The sequence below is a fragment of the Shimia sp. genome, assembly GCF_022448905.1.
GTDB lineage: Bacteria > Pseudomonadota > Alphaproteobacteria > Rhodobacterales > Rhodobacteraceae > Shimia.
Window position 1 is genome coordinate 64,230 of record NZ_JAKVCW010000017.1, and the last position, 16,939, is coordinate 81,168.

Sequence of the window (16,939 nt, forward strand, 5' to 3'; positions counted from 1 at the left end):
GAACACACTCATGCGTGCCACATTCTCACGCAAGGCAGCGCTGTTGTGCAGCGCTGCTCTTATCTCTGCGACCTCTGTTATGGCGCAGGATGCGGACATCGACTCCACAAACGAAGATTTCGCCCTTGACGAAATTGTGCTGAAAAAGTCGAAACGTGAAATCCAAACCGAAACAGCGACTTCCGTCACTGTTGTTGAGCAGGACGAGATCAATGACCGTCAGGCCAGCACCATTGCCGAGCTGGTAGACTCTGTACCCGGTGTAACGATTGTGAATGGTGCGTCTCCACAAGGTTCTGGTATTAACATTCGTGGCTTTGGTGCAAACGGCACCTACGGCAGCGACCAAAAAGTTCTGATTCAAGTCGACGGTGCCTCGGTTGGCTCCGAAGAACTCTACCGGATCAGTACGCAGCTGTTCACCGACCCAGCTCTATACAAACAAGTGTCCGTGCTGCGTGGTCTCGGGGGCTCCTTCGAATACGGCTCCGGTGCCATTGGCGGTGTTGTTCTGCTTGAAACCAAAGATGCCTCCGATTTCACCGGCGGTGAGGTGGGCTTCCGTTTCCGTCAGACTCTGCAGGGCAGCACCAACGGCAACGGCTTCGCCAGCTCTTCTATTCTGGCTTGGCAGCCAACCGAGAACTTCGAGGTTCTGGGGAACTTCACTTACAACAAGCAAAGCGAACAAAAAGACGGTGACGGCAATGTCATTGGTAACTCTGCGTTTGAACTGCCGTCTTGGGCGATCAAAGCGCGCGGCTACTTCGGCCAGGACCGCGAGCACAGCATCACGCTGAGCCACACCGATTCTCAGGTGCAGGACCGTGACGTGCCATATGACAGTTTTGGCACCACCTCTGATAACTTTGGCAATGTTGACCGTGACATCGACAACAGCGCGACCGTTCTGACTTATAACTACGATTCACTGTCCTCGGACCTGATCAATCTGGATGTGCAGTACAGCTACGCGGACCAGCAAATTGACCAGACCTACGTCCCAGGTAGTTCGCCTCTGGAGGGCGGCCCGTCCTGGCCGTTCCTCGAACCGCTGGTCAACTCCAACCACCGCTATGAAACGTCCAAGTTCCTCGTAAAAAACCAAATGAACTTCCTGACGGGCGGCGTCTCGCATGACATGCGTGTGGGTGTGGAAGTCAGCCGCCGTGAGCGTCTGGATGCCTCCGCTGCTCCTGGTGGTACAGATGATCGTTTGGCAGTGTTTGTTGTGGACGATATCGATTTTGGCAACGGCCTGACCATCACACCGGGCGTGCGTTTCGAAGATCAGAACATCAAAGGTAACGGCACTTATGCCGGTGACTATGACAACAGCGCCTGGATGGGTAGTTTGTCGGCTCGCTATGCCTTTGGCAGCGGTTTTGCTGTTTTTGGTAGCGCGGGTTACACTGAAAGCATGCCCATCATCGATGATCTCGGCACGCCGCTGTTCATGACACAGAGCGAAAAGGCGCGGAACTATGAACTTGGTTTCTCCTTCTCCAACGCCAATGTGTTCAGCGACGCGGACACGCTGCAGCTGAAAGCAACCGCTTATAAAACCGACATTTGGGACATCACCTCCTACAGCAATGCAGACACTGTAGAGACCAAAGGTCTGGAGCTGGAAGCGCGCTATGTGCACAGCACCGGGTTCTACACTGACATGAACGCCAATATTTCGCGCGGTGAAGAGTTCAATGCCGGTGTTGCTACGGATTGGCGCAACTCGCCGGCGGACTCTCTGCGTCTGACCCTTGGTAAGCGTTTTGGCGAAACCTTGGACATGTCCTGGGAAATTGTTGCCAATGCCAAGATGGATCGTAGCACAACACCGACACCATCCTTCAACGCACACAACCTGCGGGCAACCTACATCCCACAAGAAGGCGCGTTTAAGGACACGGAATTCCGTTTCGGTATTGAAAATCTGTTTGACCAGACCTTCACACCGCACCTGTCTACACGTCCAGCCCCAGGCCGTACGTTCAAAGTTAGCGTGGCAAAAACCTTCTAAAGGTCTGACGTAACAGACCTTTCAAAGGTACAAAACCGGACCGAGCGGCGCCTTCACGGGGTCGCTCGGTTTTTTGTGGGGCTGAACTGTTTTGGCTGCACACGAAGTATTTCCTGCCGGATACGCGGACGACGGTTATTGTGGGTGGAACCTAAACCTCGGCGCAAATTGAGATGTTGTGTTGATGTGCGTCGGTGGCGGACAAGGGGCTGCCGGATTGATCGAGATTTTCTAAGGACCCCGCCATGCCCATTCTGTCGTCAGACCAACTCAGCGCTCTCACCGCCCTGCGTCATGACCTCCACCGCCGCCCCGAAGTGTCCGGGGAAGAGGAGCAGACTGCGGCCCGTATCGTGATGGAGCTGGAGGCGTTGGGCGCGGATCGCATCTGGCGCGGCCTTGGTGGTCATGGTGTTGCGGCGGAGTTCACCGGCGCGGCAGAAGGCCCAACCGTGCTGTTGCGCTGCGAATTGGATGGCCTGCCCATTCGTGAGATTTCCATGTTGCCCTATCGCTCCGAAGTGGACGGCAAAGGCCATCTCTGCGGCCATGATGGCCATATGGTGTCCATGCTTGGCGTGGGCATGTCACTGGCGGTGCGGCCCGCAACAGGGCGTGTGATCCTGTTGTTCCAACCGGCCGAAGAAACCGGGGCAGGGGCCAAGGCGGTGGTGGAGGACCCACGGTGGGGTGACATCCGTCCAGACTATGCCTTCGCCTATCATAATGTCCCCGGCCGTCCATTGGGCGAGATTGGCCTGCGCAGTGGGCCGGGCAACTGTGCCTCGCAAGGAATGCAGATTGTGCTGGAAGGCAAAAGCTCGCACGCTGCCGCCCCCGAAGACGGTGTGTCCCCGGGGGAGACCATGGCCAAGCTGATGACCGCGCTGCCCAGCCTGAGCCAGGGCAACATCGCCGAGGAGCACTTTGCGCTGGCCACGCTTACCCATGCCAAACTGGGTGAACCCACCTTTGGCATCGCTCCTGGGGACGGCGAGTTGCGCGTGACCCTACGCTCCATGACCAACGCCCGCATGGATCAGCTGATACAAACGGCAACGGGGATTGTGGCGGATGCCGCGGGGCCATTGAAAGTCGACATCCAATGGCATGATGTCTTCCGTGCGGTGGTGAATGACGCCGAGGCCACCGATGTTGCCCGCAATGCTGCTCAAACACTGGGGCACACAATCCACGAGATGCCCTCGCCCATGCGCTGGTCAGAGGACTTTGGCCGCATTGGCGATGACGGGGCCAAGGCTGCCATGCTCTATGTCGGCTCCGGTGAAAACACACCGCAACTGCACAACCCAGATTATGATTTCCCCGACGCGCTCTTGCCGATTGTTGTGGATCAGTTCCGTGCCATGATCGATCACCTTTTGGGGTAAGCGGTTCGGGGCCTTCGCACACTGCAATTTCTTCCCGGAACGGGTCTCTGGCAACGCCCTAACCACAATTATTGCCACGGAAAAATTGCAGTGTGCTTCGGTGTTTGCTAGCGTCGCGCCAGCGACCAAAACGGCAGCGATAGGGGAGGATTGCAGCGGGTGTTGGACTTTACGCACAACCCGTGGCTTGTGGCCACGTCGTTGGCTGTGGCATTGATGGCAGGCTTCACCGGCTTGTCCCTTACCCGTGGAGCCAGCGCCTTGCCCGACGCGCGCCGCAAGATTGTGGTGGCACTGGCGGCGGTGGTGTTGGGCGGTGGCATCTGGTCTATGCACTTCGTCGCCATGCTGGGCCTGCAACTGCCGATCCTGTTTTACTACGACGCGCTGATCACCCTGATTTCGGCACTGGTTGCCATTCTGATGGTTGGTCTCGCGCTGCTTCTTTTGCACTTCCGCGCCCGCTCACCGCAGGTGATTGTCGCCGCCGGGGTGATTGTTGGCCTTGGCATTGTCGTCATGCATTACGTCGGCATGGCGGGTATGCAGCTCTGTAAACCGGTCTATGGCGCTCTGGACGTGGTGATCTCTACCGTGGCCTCCGTGGCGCTGTCGATCCTCGCCATCTGGGTCGCCTATGATGCCCGCACCCAACGCAACATCGTGCTTGGCACTGTCTGTTTTGGAATCGCGGTGTTCTCCATGCATTTTGTCGCCATCCTGCTCACCGGGTTTGAGGTCAGCGACGTGGCCAATGCCGCCGGACCTGCGATGGACAATCAGGTGCTGGCGATGGGCGTGACCTTGGCGGTGTTCCTGATCTGTGGCGCCTTCCTATTGACCGGCATTACCTTTGTTGGCGCGCCAGAAACTGCTGAGGAGGCCGCTGCTGTCCCAACTCCCGAGCCGCTTACCACAGTCGACCCCGCTCCCGTAGTTGCGCCGCCCACCGCAGGCGTGCCGTTTGAACGCGAAGGCCAGACCTTCTTTGCCGACCCCAACCACGTCGCCGCTATCCGTGCAGAAGGCCACTACACGGTGCTCTATCAAGACGCGGAAAAGCTGTTTTGCCCGTGGTCGATCACCGAAGCCGCCAACCGTCTGGAAGCCGCAGGCTTCCTACGCGCCCACCGCAGCTATCTGATCAACCCAACCCACGTCAGCAGCTTTGAACGCAACAAAGACAACGGGACCCTGTATTTTGACGGCGTAGACAGTCTGCCCAAAGTGCCGGTGAGCCGCTCGCGAATGGCGCCGCTGCGAGAAGCGCTTGGGTTGTAAGCTTTTATAAAATAGAGGCTTAGAGTTTCCGCTTGCTCGCCTCTGTCCAATGGCATTCAAGTTTAAACAAAATTGGTTGCACTCTCTGGTGCGCAGTTAAGCGAATGCAAACTCTTCTGAGCCGATTGCTGGAAGTGGTTTGTGGGAGCTATGACATGCCTGGGTACATCTCGGAATTCAGATATTACGGTCTTTCTAATGAGGAGTTCATCGAAGTCGCGGTGCCGACTGGGACAGATGTCTCTACTTATTCTGTGGTGCTGTACCAAGGGAATGGCACAATTGTAGAAAGCTATGCGCTGGGCTATTCTCAAGGCACGTTTGGGAACCAGGATGTCTATGTCATTGACAGTGATACGGCTGGGTTTAGCTCCATGTCTGGGGCTGGCGAAATGTATTCTGATGATGCTTTGGCCCTTGTCGATGACACCGGAGCGGTTGTTCAGTTCATCTCTTATTGGGGCAACACAGTAACTGCCGTTGAGGGCCCCGCCGCCGGTATGACCAGTACAGATGTTGGCACCGCGTCCGATGGGGGCAGTTCGCTACAGTCTGATGATGGCGGGGCGACTTACTATCAACAGTATGACACCAACAAAGACGTCATTCCGGCGTGTTACGCACCTGGATCACGGATCTCGACACCTGATGGCTTCAAATTGGTTGAGGATTTAAAGGCTGGTGATTTGGTCGTGACGCTAGATCAGCAGACCGTGCCTGTTCTGTGGGTTTGGTCTGGGAACCAACCTCTTGACGATGTCGCATTACACCAGAAGCCAGTGTTGCTCGGGAAGAACTCTCTGGCACCTGGTGTTCCGAACCGCGACTTGATTGTGTCCGGGCAACATCGCATTGCCGTTGGAATATGTGGTCAACTCGAAGACGCCTTTCCTACAGCAGCTTTTGTGCCCGCCAAGGCGCTTGTTGGGTTGCCGGGTATTCGTCATATGGCGGGAAAACGGTCGATGCAGTGGCACCACTTTTATTGCGCAAATCATCAGGTTGCCTTCGCTAATGCTGTGGCATCCGAGAGCCTCTTCTTAGGGGCACAAATCCTTTCCAATCTAGATGTGCAGCAGATGATGCATCTCTCAGAAAGTTTGGGTGGATCACTTGGCTCGGGGCTGACAAAAGACATAGCTCTGCCCGTGCTCTCTAGGCGCAAGACACTTGATGCACTGAAGGCGCGCGGGTGCAAAAGGACGCATTCTCTGGCAGCGTAATCAGGGGCGCAAACCTGCGTGCTGAGGCATCTGTGGTCCAGGCAGGCTCTTGCTCCGCACAAGTGGCAATGATCGAGGGAAACCTCAGTCTCTCTTACGTGGTTCGCAACTCGTGCAGCCCATTCGCATTTCGTGCACCGAACCGCGCGGCCTGTTTTTAAAGGCTCGCGTGGCAGCGGCTGCCTTTGGCGGGATGACTCCTGAGGCTCGCATGTCGCGGGCGAGGGAGGACAAGCCAGATGATACCAGCGGGGTTCGAATACCACCGTCCGTCCGACATTGCGTCGGCGGTTTCAATTTTACAGGAACACGGAGATGAAGCGCGGGTGATCGCGGGCGGGCACAGCCTGATCCCGATGATGAAACTGCGCATGGCCGACATGGGCCACCTGATCGATCTTCAGGACATCGACGCGCTCAAAGGCATTTCGCTGATGGGCGATACCGTCACCATTGGGGCCATGGTCACACAGCATGAGTTGATCACCAGCGCGACCTTGGCCAACGCCGTGCCAATCATCAAAGAAGCGGCGCTGCTGATTGCCGATCCACAGGTGCGCTATGTCGGCACCGTGGGGGGCAATGTCGCCAACGGCGATCCGGGCAACGACATGCCAGGGTTGATGCAATGCCTGAACGCGTCTTATGAGCTGAGCGGTCCGGACGGTACGCGCACGGTGGCGGCGCGGGAATTCTACGAGGCGGCCTATTTCACCGCGCGCGACGATGAAGAAATCCTGACGCGCATCCACATCCCTGTACCGGCGGCCGGCACCGGCTACGCGTATGAAAAGCAAAAGCGCAAAATTGGCGACTACGCGACCGCGGCGAGCGCCGTGATGCTGCGCGTGGTGGATGGCGTGTGCGCCGAAGCCAGCATTGCCATGACCAATCTGGCGGATACGCCTGTGTTCGCCGAAGCCGCTAGTGCCGCACTCTACGGTCGCGCATTGGACGATGCCGCGATTGGCGACGCTGTGAGCGCCGCAATTGAGGCCACAGATCCGGTGGCGGACAACCGTGGCCCCGTCGAATTCAAGAAACATGTGGCCAGCGTGATTTTGCGCCGCGCGATCGACCGCGCCGCAAGCCGCGCCAGCTGAGGGAGAACACCATGTCAAAAATGCATGTGAAAATGAACGTGAACGGCAAAGAGGTCGAAGGCCTTGCTGAGCCGCGCACGCTGCTTATCCACTTCCTGCGGGAAAACCTGAACATCACCGGGCCGCATATTGGCTGCGAAACCTCCCACTGTGGCGCTTGCACGGTGGATATGGATGGCAAATCCGTAAAATCCTGCACCGTCTTTGTCGCGCAGGCGCAGGGCAAAGACGTCACCACTGTCGAAGGTCTGGTGAATGAGGATGGCAGCCTCGGCGTCATTCAAGAGATGTTCCGCGAACACCATGGCCTGCAGTGCGGCTTTTGCACGCCGGGTATGATCACCCGCGCGCACCGTTTGCTGCAAGAAAACCCGAACCCAACCGAAGAGGAAATCCGCTTTGGCATGGCGGGCAACCTGTGCCGCTGCACCGGCTATCAGAACATCGTGAAATCCATCGCGGCAGCGGCTGACACGCTGAACGCTCAGAAGGAGGCGGCAGAATGAACGAGCAAACTCTGACCCCCGAACAGCGCGCCGCCAATCTCAAAGGCATGGGCAGCTCGCGCAAACGTGTTGAAGACGTGCGCTTCACCCAAGGCAAAGGCAACTACGTCGATGACATCAAGCTCGATGGCATGTTGTTTGGCGACTTCGTGCGCTCGCCTTATGCCCATGCACGGGTGGTGAGCATCAACACCGAAGAGGCCATGAAGGTGCCGGGTGTGGTCGCAGTTCTGACCGCCGAAGACCTCGCACCGCTGGGCCTGCACTGGATGCCAACCCTCGCGGGCGACAAACAAATGGTTCTGGCGGACGGCAAAGTGCTGTTCCAAGGCCAAGAGGTGGCCTTTGTGGTGGCCGAAGACCGTTATGCTGCAGCAGACGCCGCAGAGCTGGTGGAAGTCGACTACGAAGAACTGCCAGTTGTTGTTGATCCGTTTGAGGCGCTGAAATCCGATGTGGTTCTGCGCGAAGACACGGTGGATGAAAACGGCAATGCCACCGAGGGCGCGCACGGCCCGCGCAACCATCCCAACCACATTTTCACCTGGGAACAGGGCGAGAAAGAAGCGACCGAAGCTGTTTTGTCCGAGGCGGACGTGGTGGCCGAGGAGATGGTCTACTACCACCGCACCCACCCGTGCCCGCTGGAAACCTGCGGCTCGGTGGCAAGCATGGACAAAGTCACCGGCAAGCTGACGCTCTGGGGGACCTTCCAAGCACCACACGCCATCCGCACTGTGGTCTCGCTGATCTCCGGCATTGCGGAGCACAACATCCGCGTGATCTCGCCAGACATAGGCGGCGGCTTTGGCAACAAAGTGGGCGCCTATGCCGGCTATGTCTGCTCCGTTGTGGCCTCCATTGTCACTGGCAAGCCGGTGAAGTGGGTCGAGGACCGTATGGAGAACCTCATGTCCACCGCCTTTGCGCGGGACTACTGGATGAAGGGCAAGATTGCGGCCACAAAGGATGGCAAAATCACTGGCTTGTGGTGTCACACCACGGCGGATCACGGCGGTTTTGATGCCTGTGCCGACCCAACCAAATTCCCGGCCGGCTTCATGAACATCTGCACCGGGTCTTACGACATCCCAACCGCCTATCTGGCTGTGGAAGGGGTTTACACCAACAAAGCTCCGGGGGGCGTGGCCTATCGCTGTTCCTTCCGTGTGACCGAAGCGGCCTACTTCATCGAGCGGATGATTGAGGTTTTGGCGATCAAGTTGAACATGGACGCGGCTGAACTGCGCCGGATCAACTTCATCAAGAAAGACCAATTCCCCTATCAGTCCGCGCTGGGCTGGGAATACGACAGCGGCGACTACCACACCGCGTGGGACAAAGCACTTGAGAGCGTCGGCTACGACAAACTGCGCGTCGAACAAGCCCAACAGATCGAGGACTTCAAGGCGGGCAAAACGCGCAAGCTGATGGGCATCGGTCTGACCCATTTCACAGAGATCGTCGGCGCGGGGCCGGTGAAGAATTGTGATATTCTGGGGCTGGGCATGTTTGACAGCTGCGAAATCCGCATCCACCCGACAGGGTCCGCGATTGCACGGCTTGGCACAATCTCTCAAGGTCAAGGCCACGCGACCACGTTTGCGCAGATCATTGCATCCGAGATTGGCCTGCCGGCCGATGACATCACGCTGGAAGAAGGCGACACAGATACGGCGCCTTACGGTCTTGGCACCTATGGCTCGCGGTCTACGCCGGTGGCCGGGGCAGCGACAGCCATGGCGGCCCGCAAAATCCGCGCCAAGGCGCAGATGATCGCGGCCTATCTCTTGGAAGTGCACGACGATGACGTGGAATGGGACATTGATCGTTTTGCAGTGAAAGGTGCGCCAGAGCGGTTCAAGACCATGAAGGAAATCGCCTTTGCGGCCTATAACCAGGCCATTCCGGGGCTGGAGCCGGGTCTGGAGGCGGTGAGCTACTATGATCCGCCCAACATGACATATCCGTTTGGCGCCTACATCTGTGTGCTCGACATCGATGTGGACACCGGTGAGGCAGACATCCGCAGCTTCTATGCGCTGGATGACTGTGGCACACGCATCAACCCGATGATCATCGAAGGGCAGGTGCACGGCGGTCTGACCGAAGCGCTGGCCATCGCGATGGGGCAGGAGATTGCCTATGACGAGATGGGTAACGTGAAAACCGGCACGCTGATGGACTTCTTCATCCCAACGGCCTGGGAGACGCCGAATTACATCACCGATCACACCACAACCCCAAGCCCGCACCACCCGATTGGTGCCAAAGGCGTGGGCGAGAGCCCGAACGTGGGGGGTGTGCCCTGCTTCTCCAACGCGGTGCACGACGCCTTCCGTCCTTTTGGGCTGACGCAGACCCATATGCCGCACGATCACTGGCGCATTTGGAAGACCGCCAATGATCTGGGCCTGCACGGGTGACGCCGTTTCGGGGGCCGCCCGCGCTGCGGGCGGCTGCCTTCGGCGAGGATATTTTGAGAATGAGAATGTGAGGGGCGCGCGATGGGCGTGAGTGAGGTGCAATCGGCACTGGCAGAAGAGGGCTATGTGGCAGGCGGTCGCCTGTCCATGGCGCTGCATCTGGCAAACACGCTGGGGCGGCCCTTGTTGCTCGAAGGGCCTGCGGGTGTGGGCAAAACCGAAGTGGCCAAGGCCATGGCGGCGATCCATGACACCAAGCTCATTCGCCTGCAGTGTTACGAAGGGCTGGACGCCAGTCACGCAATCTATGAATGGAACTACCAACGCCAATTGCTGGCGATCCGCGCCTCTGAGGCGCAGGGCGGCACCAGCGAGGCGGCGTTGTTTAGTGAAGATTACCTGCTGAAACGTCCCCTGCTGGAGGCGATCCGCCAAGACCAGCCACCGGTGCTGTTGATCGATGAGATCGACCGCGCGGATGAGGAATTTGAAGCCTACCTGTTGGAGATTTTGTCGGACTTTCAGATCACCATTCCCGAAATGGGCACCATCACGGCAGCCTCGCGCCCCATGGTGATCCTGACCGCCAATGGCACGCGCGAACTGTCGGACGCGCTGCGCCGTCGCTGTCTTTATGCCTATGTCGACTACCCGGATCGCGAGACCGAACTGGCAATTCTGCGGGCACGGATGCCTGCCGTGGAAGGTCTATTGGCGCGGCAGATTGTGGGCGTGGTGCAGGCGCTGCGCCGCGAAGAGTTGGAGAAATCGCCGGGCATTGCCGAGATGCTGGATTGGGCAGCGGCGCTGTCCGGTTTGGGGGTGAACGATATTGCGCAAAGCCCGGAGGCGGTTCAGTCCACCTTGGTGTGCCTGCTCAAAACCGCCGCGGACTATGATGCGGCCCCGCGTGAGGTCATGGACCGCCTGATTGGAAAGGTGGCCTGATGCAGATCACCCGGTTTCCCTCCCGCGCCGAAGGCTTGGCAGACCGTATGGCCGGTTTCATGGCGCATTTGCGCATGAACGGCCTGTCGGTCGGGGTGCGGGAAACCGGCGATGCCTTGGCCGCGCTGTCCGAGGTGGAGGCCTGTGACATATTGGAAGCGCGCGAAGCGCTCAGTGTTCTGCTCACTGGAGACGCAGACAGCTGGCGCAAGTTTGATGAGCTCTTTGACGCCTATTGGTTCAACGCCGGCAAGCAGCGTCAGGGCGTGGCCAACAGCACCCATGTGAAAGTGCAATCCGCCCGCCCGCTGATGTGGCAGGAGCATTTTGAGGATGCGTCGGCGGGACAAGAGGACAGTGCCGGTGAAGATGCCTTGACGCCAGACACCGGTGATGGCGAAGCGGAAGGACAGGATGGCCGTCTGATGGCCACCAAAACCGACAATCTCACCCGTCGCGATCTGCGCGAGTTGATGGATGAAGACAGTCTGCGTGAAGCCGAGGCGGCGGCAACGCGCTTAGCCCGCGCCATGCGGGACCGCCGCTCCCGTCGCAGCAAGCAGGCGTTGCGCGGCCGCGAACTCGACATGCGCCGCATTCAACGGGCGTCCTTGGCGCGGGGCGGCGAACCCTTGGAGTTGCACCGCAAAGCCCGCCCACCACGCCCGCTGCAAATTGTGGCGCTCTGTGACGTGAGCGGCTCCATGACAGTCTATTCCCGGGTGTTCCTCGCCTTCCTGAAAGGCTTGGTCAACAGCGACACCCGTACCGATGCCTATCTGTTTCACACGCGTTTGATGCGGGTCACCGATGCGATGCGTGATCACGACACGCTGCGGGCTGCTGGGCGGCTCTCGCTTATGGCCGAAGGGTTTGGCGGCGGCACCGATATTGCCGGATCGCTGGAGACGTTTTTGAACAGCTATGGCGCCAAGGCGCTCAACGGGCGCACTGTCGTGATCATCTTATCTGACGGCTACTGCACGTCAGATGCCACCGTGCTGGGCGATCAGTTGGCGCGTTTGAAGAAACGCTCCCGGCGTGTGGTCTGGCTGAATCCTTTGAAAGGCTGGCAGGATTACGCGCCTGTGGCCGCCGCGATCCGCGCGGCAGAGCCCCATCTGGACGCCCATCTGCCCGCCAACACCCTGCAAGCGCTTGCCGCGCTGGAGCAGGAATTTGCAAAACTGTGACGGAGAGACCTATGACGGATTTTGATATTTTTGACACGATGGCCTCTCTGCGCGAAAGCGGCGCGCCGTTCTGTGTCGCCACGGTGGTGCGTACGGCGGATGTGACCTCTGCCAAAGCCGGCGCCAAAGCGGCGGTCACGGAAGAGGGCGACATACTTGGCCATCTTGGCGGAGGCTGTGTGAAACGCGCGGTGAAAACTGCTTCTGAGGAGGCGCTGGCCGAAGGCACGCCCCGCATGATCCGCATCAAGCCCTCTGACAAAGTGGTGACCCTGCTCGATCCTGACGGTGTGCAGACCTTCAAAAGCGGCTGCCCTTCTGGTGGCACCGTGGATGTGCTGATCGAGCCCTATCGTCCCGCCCACCGATTGGTGATATTTGGCGATACACCCATTGCGCAGGCGGTCGCCGCGCATGCCACCTTGGCCGGGTTCCGTGTCTGCCAAGGCCCCGGGTGCGTCGAACAGATCGAGCCGCGCGATTTTGTTTTGGTTGCCAGCCAGGGGCAGGGGGATGCCGACGCCTTGCGCTCGGCGCTCGAAACTTCGGCCAAGCGCGTCTCGATGGTGGCGAGCCACCGCAAGGCGCAGGTGCTGTGTGACAAACTCATCGCGGCAGGTTTGGCAGAGGACCGTGTGGCACGGCTCAAGTCGCCCGCCGGTTTGGACATCGGTGCCATCGATCCGCACGAAATTGCCCTCTCGATCCTCGCAGAGATCGTGCAGTGGCGCCACGCCGACAGCAAAGCCAACCCGGAGGAGGCCCGAGATGAAAAAACTGCATGACACATGGCGGCGCTTTTGGGCCCCGCGCACCGACCTGACACCGGAAGAAGCCGCAGAAGTGGCGCTCCGGTCCTTCCCGAAATGCTGCTGAGCGCAGCCTGACAGTCCACCACTCAAGGAACCACCATGGAACTCAAAGACGAAATCCGCATCCCGGCCCCTCGCGACGTTGTCCACCGCGCGCTCAATGATCCGGAGGTACTGCGCCAATGCATCCCTGGCTGCGAAGAGCTGGAACAGCTCAGCCCGGAACATCTCGCCGCCAAAGTGGTGCTGAAAATCGGTCCGGTGAAAGCCAAATTCGCGGGCGAAGTCACGCTCGACAACAGCGCCGCCCCGGAAAGCTTTTCCCTCACCGGCGAAGGCAAAGGCGGCGCGGCGGGCTTTGCCAAAGGCGGTGCACAGGTGACCCTGACCGAAGAGGATGGCGAAACCCTGCTCAGCTACGAGGCCAAAGCCGACGTTGGCGGCAAAATCGCGCAACTCGGCAGCCGCTTGATCCAGGGCACCGCCAAAAAGCTCTCAGGCAAATTCTTTAGCAAGTTTGCCGAGGTGGTCGCGGAACAGACCGTCTAAGCTCCATCTCTTTCAGGACGCCATATGGGGTGGCGTCCTGAGATTTCTGCCAATCGGCAGTCCCGCCTCTTGCCAGTTGATACATAATAACATAACGATCAAGCGTTGCTTTTGCGTATTGACCGGAGACACCCCATGACCCTCAAAAAAGCTTTGCTGTGTTCCACTCTGATGGCCGCTGCCCCTGCGTTTGGCGAAGAAAAGCGCGAGCTTGACGCCCACATGCACGGCCACGGCGCGCTGAACATTGCCTTGGATGGTGAAACACTGGCGCTGGAACTCATCGCGCCTGGCTTTGATATCGTGGGGTTTGAGCACGCAGCCGAGTCCGATGCGGATAAAGCCGCCGTCGAAGCTGGTCTTGCCAAGCTGTCTGATCCTTTGAGCCTCTTTGGTGTGCCTGCTGCGGCCAATTGCTCTGTGACCTCTGCCGAGGCAGAACTGCACAGCGAAGACGAGCATCATGAGGATGAACACGACGATCACGCGCACGACGACCATGACGATCATGGTGACAAGCACGACGATCACGATCATGACAAAGAGCATGCCGAGCATGGCGATCATGATCACGAGGAACATGAGAAAGAACACGCAGATCACGACGAGCATGACCACGACAAAGAAGAGCATGCGGATCACGATGACCACGATCATGACACGCATGATCACGGCGATGAAGCCACTCACAGTGAGTTCCACGCTGAATATGCGGTGACCTGTGCCAATCCAGCCGACTTGACCAGCCTGTCTCTGACCTACTTCGCGCAGTTCCCAAATGCCGAAGAGCTGGAAGTTCAGCTTGTGACCGACGCAGGCGCCACTAAGGTAGAGGCCACAGCTGACGCACCGGTTGTCACGCTCAACTAAACCCTAGGGTCCAAGACAGTGATGAAGGCCGCAATAGATCTCAATGATGTGGCCTTCACCTGGCAAGGTCGGACGCAATTCACCCTGACCGTGCCAAACCTCACCGTCCCCGAGGGCGAGAAACTGTTCCTGTTTGGGCAGAGCGGGTCAGGCAAGTCCACTTTGCTCAGCTTGATTTGCGGCATCACCCACCCTCAAAGCGGAACCATCGCGGTGGATGGCGTGGACCTCTCCACGCTGCGCCCCTCCGCGCGGGACAGGTTTCGGGCCGAACGCATTGGCGTGATCTTTCAGATGTTCAATCTGCTGCCCTATGCTTCGCCGTTGGAAAACATCCTGCTGCAACTATCCTTCGCGCCCGCCCGTCGCAAACGTCTGGGCAATCCACAGGAGGAAGCGCTGCGACTGACCACGGCACTGGGGCTGGATCGGGATCTGGTGCTCAACGCCCAAACCACCGAACTTAGCATTGGCCAGCAACAGCGCGTGGCCGCTGCCCGCGCCTTGATTGGTCGCCCCAGGCTTATTGTGGCGGATGAACCCACATCTTCGCTGGACGCCAACAGTCAGGCCGCCTTTCTCGACCTGCTGATGCAGCAATGTGATGAGGCGGGTGCGACGCTTTTGATGGTCAGCCACGACGCCCGGCTGGCACAAAGCTTTGACCGCACGCTGGATCTCGCCGACATCGCGCGCGCAGAAAGGCGCGTGGCATGATCCTGTTGCGCCTCGCCCTCAAATCCCTGTTTAGTCGCGCGGTCACCGTCAGCCTGACCATCTTTGCCATCGCGCTCTCTGTGGCGCTGTTTCTGGGCGTGGAAAAACTGCGCACCGGGGCCAAGGCCAGCTTTGCCGACACCATTTCCGGCACCGACCTGATTGTCGGCGCGCGCTCCGGCGGCGTGCAGCTTCTGCTCTATTCCGTCTTCCGCGTCGGCAACGCCACCAACAACGTTACCTGGCAAAGCTATCAGGACATCGCCAGCCGCCCCGAAGTCGATTGGATTGTGCCGCTGTCACTGGGCGACAGCCACAAGGGCTACCGCGTGCTGGGCACCACGCCCGCATTCTTTGAGCGTTACAAATACCGGGGCGGGCGGTCTGTCACCTTCACCCAAGGGGCAGCCTTTGAGGATCTGTTTGACGCTGTGGTGGGGGCGGATGTGGCCGCCGCGCTTGGCTATGATCTACAAGACAGCATTGTCGTCAGCCATGGCGTGGCCTCGTTCACCGATCACGACGACAAACCTTTCCGGATTTCCGGCGTTCTGGAAAAGACCGGCACGCCGGTGGACCGCACCGTCTTTGTCAGCCTTGAGGCCATCGAAGCCATTCACATTGATTGGCAGGGCGGTGGCCGCTCGCAAAACACCATCAGCGCGGATCAGGTCCGCCAGATGCAGCTCACCCCCAAAGCTGTCACGGCGGCAATGGTCGGCACCACCTCACGCCTGAAAATCTTTGGCCTACAACGTTGGATCAACGAATACCCTCAGGAGCCACTTCTGGCGATCCTGCCCGGTGTGGCGCTCAGCGAACTCTGGAGCCTGATTGGCGTGGCCGAAACCGCCCTGATTGCCGTCTCGGTGATGGTGGTGATCACCGCCTTGCTGGGCATGGCGGCGATGATCTTTTCTGGCCTCAATGAACGTCGCCGCGAAATGGCGCTCTTGCGTGCCATTGGGGCACGGCCTTGGACCATCCTCTTACTGCTCACCACTGAGGCTGCGCTTATGAGCCTGACCGCCGTGACCCTTGGCATTGGCCTGCTGTACACGGGATTGTGGCTTGCGCGCGCCCGCATCGATGCCGCATTTGGTCTCTATATCGAGATTACCGCGCCCAGCCCCCGCGAATGGCTGGTCCTGGGATGTGTGATCCTCGCCGGCATTGCAGTCAGCCTTCTGCCCGCGATCCGCGCCTACTTCCTGTCGCTGGCCGACGGGATGCAAGTGAAACATTAGCGCCGCCATTAAGGGAGGTCTTCATGCCCACACGTCGCCGCATCTTGGCCAGTCTCGCGGCCCTCTCCTCGGTTAGCGCACTACCTGCGTTTGCCGGTGTGGTCGATCTGGATTGGAAAGACCTCGTGCCCGAAGGTGACACTGGCAAACTGCTGGAGCAACTGCGTGGCATCGGTGTGGTCGAGCACGGCCAGCTCACCACCGGCTTTTCACAAGAAGAGGCCAAAGCTGTCACCGAAGCCTTCAACGGCCAAACCGTGCGCTTGCCGGGGTTTGTGGTGCCGTTGGACTTTGGCGCGGATGGCGTGAAAGACTTCATTCTCGCGCCTTTTGTGGGCGCCTGCATCCACGTCCCGCCCCCGCCCGCCAATCAGTTGGTATTGGTTGCAGCCAAGAAGCCCTATGCGCTCACCGATCTTTATGAGCCTGTGGAAGTCACCGGTGAGTTTGGCACTGCCGCCACTGCAACAGGGCTGGCCGAAGTGGGCTATACGCTGACCGGCGCCAAGGTGCGCAAGTACAAAGGGTAGGGGAGACCGTTGCTGTAAATCTTGATTGCGCGCCCTGTCTATTCACTTATTGGAAATGTCACCTTTTCTGTCCTTCTTTCTCTGCACCTCCGTGAAACAGTCGCGATACCGCCATGATACCGA

At 59.1% G+C, this 16,939-nt stretch carries 15 protein-coding genes; all 15 read left to right on the forward strand.

Going from position 1 to position 16,939, the window contains the following annotated elements; genetic code table 11:
- Positions 1-10: 10 nt before the first annotated feature.
- The 15 genes from MK208_RS18075 to MK208_RS18145 all read left to right on the forward strand — a co-directional run bounded on the left by MK208_RS18075 (position 11) and on the right by MK208_RS18145 (position 16,816).
- Positions 11-2,020, forward strand: a complete 2,010-nt coding sequence (locus MK208_RS18075) for a TonB-dependent receptor (RefSeq protein WP_294118897.1) — start codon at positions 11-13, stop codon at positions 2,018-2,020.
- A 245-nt stretch (positions 2,021-2,265) separates the two neighbouring features.
- Positions 2,266-3,411 carry an amidohydrolase gene (locus tag MK208_RS18080; RefSeq protein ID WP_366011354.1) on the forward strand — a complete coding sequence of 382 codons (1,146 nt, stop codon included), beginning with the start codon at positions 2,266-2,268 and terminating at the stop codon, positions 3,409-3,411.
- Between the two features lie 159 nt (positions 3,412-3,570).
- Positions 3,571-4,692: an MHYT domain-containing protein gene (locus MK208_RS18085; protein ID WP_294118898.1), complete on the forward strand. Its 1,122-nt coding sequence runs from the start codon at positions 3,571-3,573 to the stop codon at positions 4,690-4,692.
- 155 nt (positions 4,693-4,847) lie between these two features.
- Entirely contained in the window at positions 4,848-5,915 is a 1,068-nt protein-coding gene (locus tag MK208_RS18090; protein ID WP_294118900.1) for a Hint domain-containing protein, read from the forward strand.
- 239 nt (positions 5,916-6,154) lie between these two features.
- The gene (locus MK208_RS18095) at positions 6,155-7,018 is read left to right on the forward strand and encodes a xanthine dehydrogenase family protein subunit M (RefSeq protein WP_294118902.1); all 864 of its coding nucleotides are present in this window, start codon (positions 6,155-6,157) and stop codon (positions 7,016-7,018) included.
- Positions 7,019-7,029: 11 nt separating this feature from the next.
- Positions 7,030-7,524 (forward strand): (2Fe-2S)-binding protein, encoded by a 495-nt coding sequence (locus tag MK208_RS18100; protein WP_294118904.1) that lies wholly within the window; start codon positions 7,030-7,032, stop codon positions 7,522-7,524.
- Positions 7,521-9,950, forward strand: a complete 2,430-nt coding sequence (locus MK208_RS18105; RefSeq protein ID WP_294118905.1) for an aerobic carbon-monoxide dehydrogenase large subunit — start codon at positions 7,521-7,523, stop codon at positions 9,948-9,950. Before MK208_RS18100 ends, MK208_RS18105 begins: the two co-directional genes overlap by 4 nt.
- Before the next feature lie 81 nt (positions 9,951-10,031).
- Positions 10,032-10,898: a MoxR family ATPase gene (locus MK208_RS18110; RefSeq protein ID WP_294118906.1), complete on the forward strand. Its 867-nt coding sequence runs from the start codon at positions 10,032-10,034 to the stop codon at positions 10,896-10,898.
- Entirely contained in the window at positions 10,898-12,091 is a 1,194-nt protein-coding gene (locus MK208_RS18115) for a VWA domain-containing protein (RefSeq protein WP_294118907.1), read from the forward strand. Before MK208_RS18110 ends, MK208_RS18115 begins: the two co-directional genes overlap by 1 nt.
- Positions 12,092-12,102: 11 nt before the next feature.
- A complete protein-coding gene (locus tag MK208_RS18120) occupies positions 12,103-12,876 on the forward strand; it encodes an XdhC family protein (protein ID WP_294118908.1) in 774 nt (257 codons plus the stop codon).
- Between the two features lie 126 nt (positions 12,877-13,002).
- Complete coding sequence (locus tag MK208_RS18125) at positions 13,003-13,452, forward strand: carbon monoxide dehydrogenase subunit G (protein WP_294118909.1); 450 nt, start codon at positions 13,003-13,005, stop codon at positions 13,450-13,452.
- Positions 13,453-13,587: 135 nt separating this feature from the next.
- Positions 13,588-14,322, forward strand: a complete 735-nt coding sequence (locus tag MK208_RS18130; RefSeq protein ID WP_294118910.1) for a DUF2796 domain-containing protein — start codon at positions 13,588-13,590, stop codon at positions 14,320-14,322.
- Positions 14,323-14,343: 21 nt separating this feature from the next.
- Positions 14,344-15,039 carry an ABC transporter ATP-binding protein gene (locus MK208_RS18135; RefSeq protein ID WP_294118925.1) on the forward strand — a complete coding sequence of 232 codons (696 nt, stop codon included), beginning with the start codon at positions 14,344-14,346 and terminating at the stop codon, positions 15,037-15,039.
- Entirely contained in the window at positions 15,039-16,286 is a 1,248-nt protein-coding gene (locus tag MK208_RS18140) for an ABC transporter permease (RefSeq protein ID WP_294118927.1), read from the forward strand. Before MK208_RS18135 ends, MK208_RS18140 begins: the two co-directional genes overlap by 1 nt.
- A 23-nt stretch (positions 16,287-16,309) precedes the next feature.
- Positions 16,310-16,816 carry a DUF3299 domain-containing protein gene (locus MK208_RS18145; RefSeq protein WP_294118911.1) on the forward strand — a complete coding sequence of 169 codons (507 nt, stop codon included), beginning with the start codon at positions 16,310-16,312 and terminating at the stop codon, positions 16,814-16,816.
- Positions 16,817-16,939 lie beyond the last annotated feature (123 nt).

Excerpts from the sequence above, each read along its gene's own strand:
- MK208_RS18075 (WP_294118897.1), top strand. The coding sequence starts at position 11 with ATGCGTGCCACATTCTCACGCAAGGCAGCGCTGTTGTGCAGCGCTGCT.
- MK208_RS18080 (WP_366011354.1), top strand. The coding sequence starts at position 2,266 with ATGCCCATTCTGTCGTCAGACCAACTCAGCGCTCTCACCGCCCTGCGT.
- MK208_RS18090 (WP_294118900.1), top strand. The coding sequence starts at position 4,848 with ATGCCTGGGTACATCTCGGAATTCAGATATTACGGTCTTTCTAATGAG.
- MK208_RS18095 (WP_294118902.1), top strand. The coding sequence starts at position 6,155 with ATGATACCAGCGGGGTTCGAATACCACCGTCCGTCCGACATTGCGTCG.
- MK208_RS18100 (WP_294118904.1), top strand. The coding sequence starts at position 7,030 with ATGTCAAAAATGCATGTGAAAATGAACGTGAACGGCAAAGAGGTCGAA.
- MK208_RS18105 (WP_294118905.1), top strand. The coding sequence starts at position 7,521 with ATGAACGAGCAAACTCTGACCCCCGAACAGCGCGCCGCCAATCTCAAA.
- MK208_RS18110 (WP_294118906.1), top strand. The coding sequence starts at position 10,032 with ATGGGCGTGAGTGAGGTGCAATCGGCACTGGCAGAAGAGGGCTATGTG.
- MK208_RS18115 (WP_294118907.1), top strand. The coding sequence starts at position 10,898 with ATGCAGATCACCCGGTTTCCCTCCCGCGCCGAAGGCTTGGCAGACCGT.
- MK208_RS18120 (WP_294118908.1), top strand. The coding sequence starts at position 12,103 with ATGACGGATTTTGATATTTTTGACACGATGGCCTCTCTGCGCGAAAGC.
- MK208_RS18125 (WP_294118909.1), top strand. The coding sequence starts at position 13,003 with ATGGAACTCAAAGACGAAATCCGCATCCCGGCCCCTCGCGACGTTGTC.
- MK208_RS18130 (WP_294118910.1), top strand. The coding sequence starts at position 13,588 with ATGACCCTCAAAAAAGCTTTGCTGTGTTCCACTCTGATGGCCGCTGCC.
- MK208_RS18135 (WP_294118925.1), top strand. The coding sequence starts at position 14,344 with ATGAAGGCCGCAATAGATCTCAATGATGTGGCCTTCACCTGGCAAGGT.
- MK208_RS18145 (WP_294118911.1), top strand. The coding sequence starts at position 16,310 with ATGCCCACACGTCGCCGCATCTTGGCCAGTCTCGCGGCCCTCTCCTCG.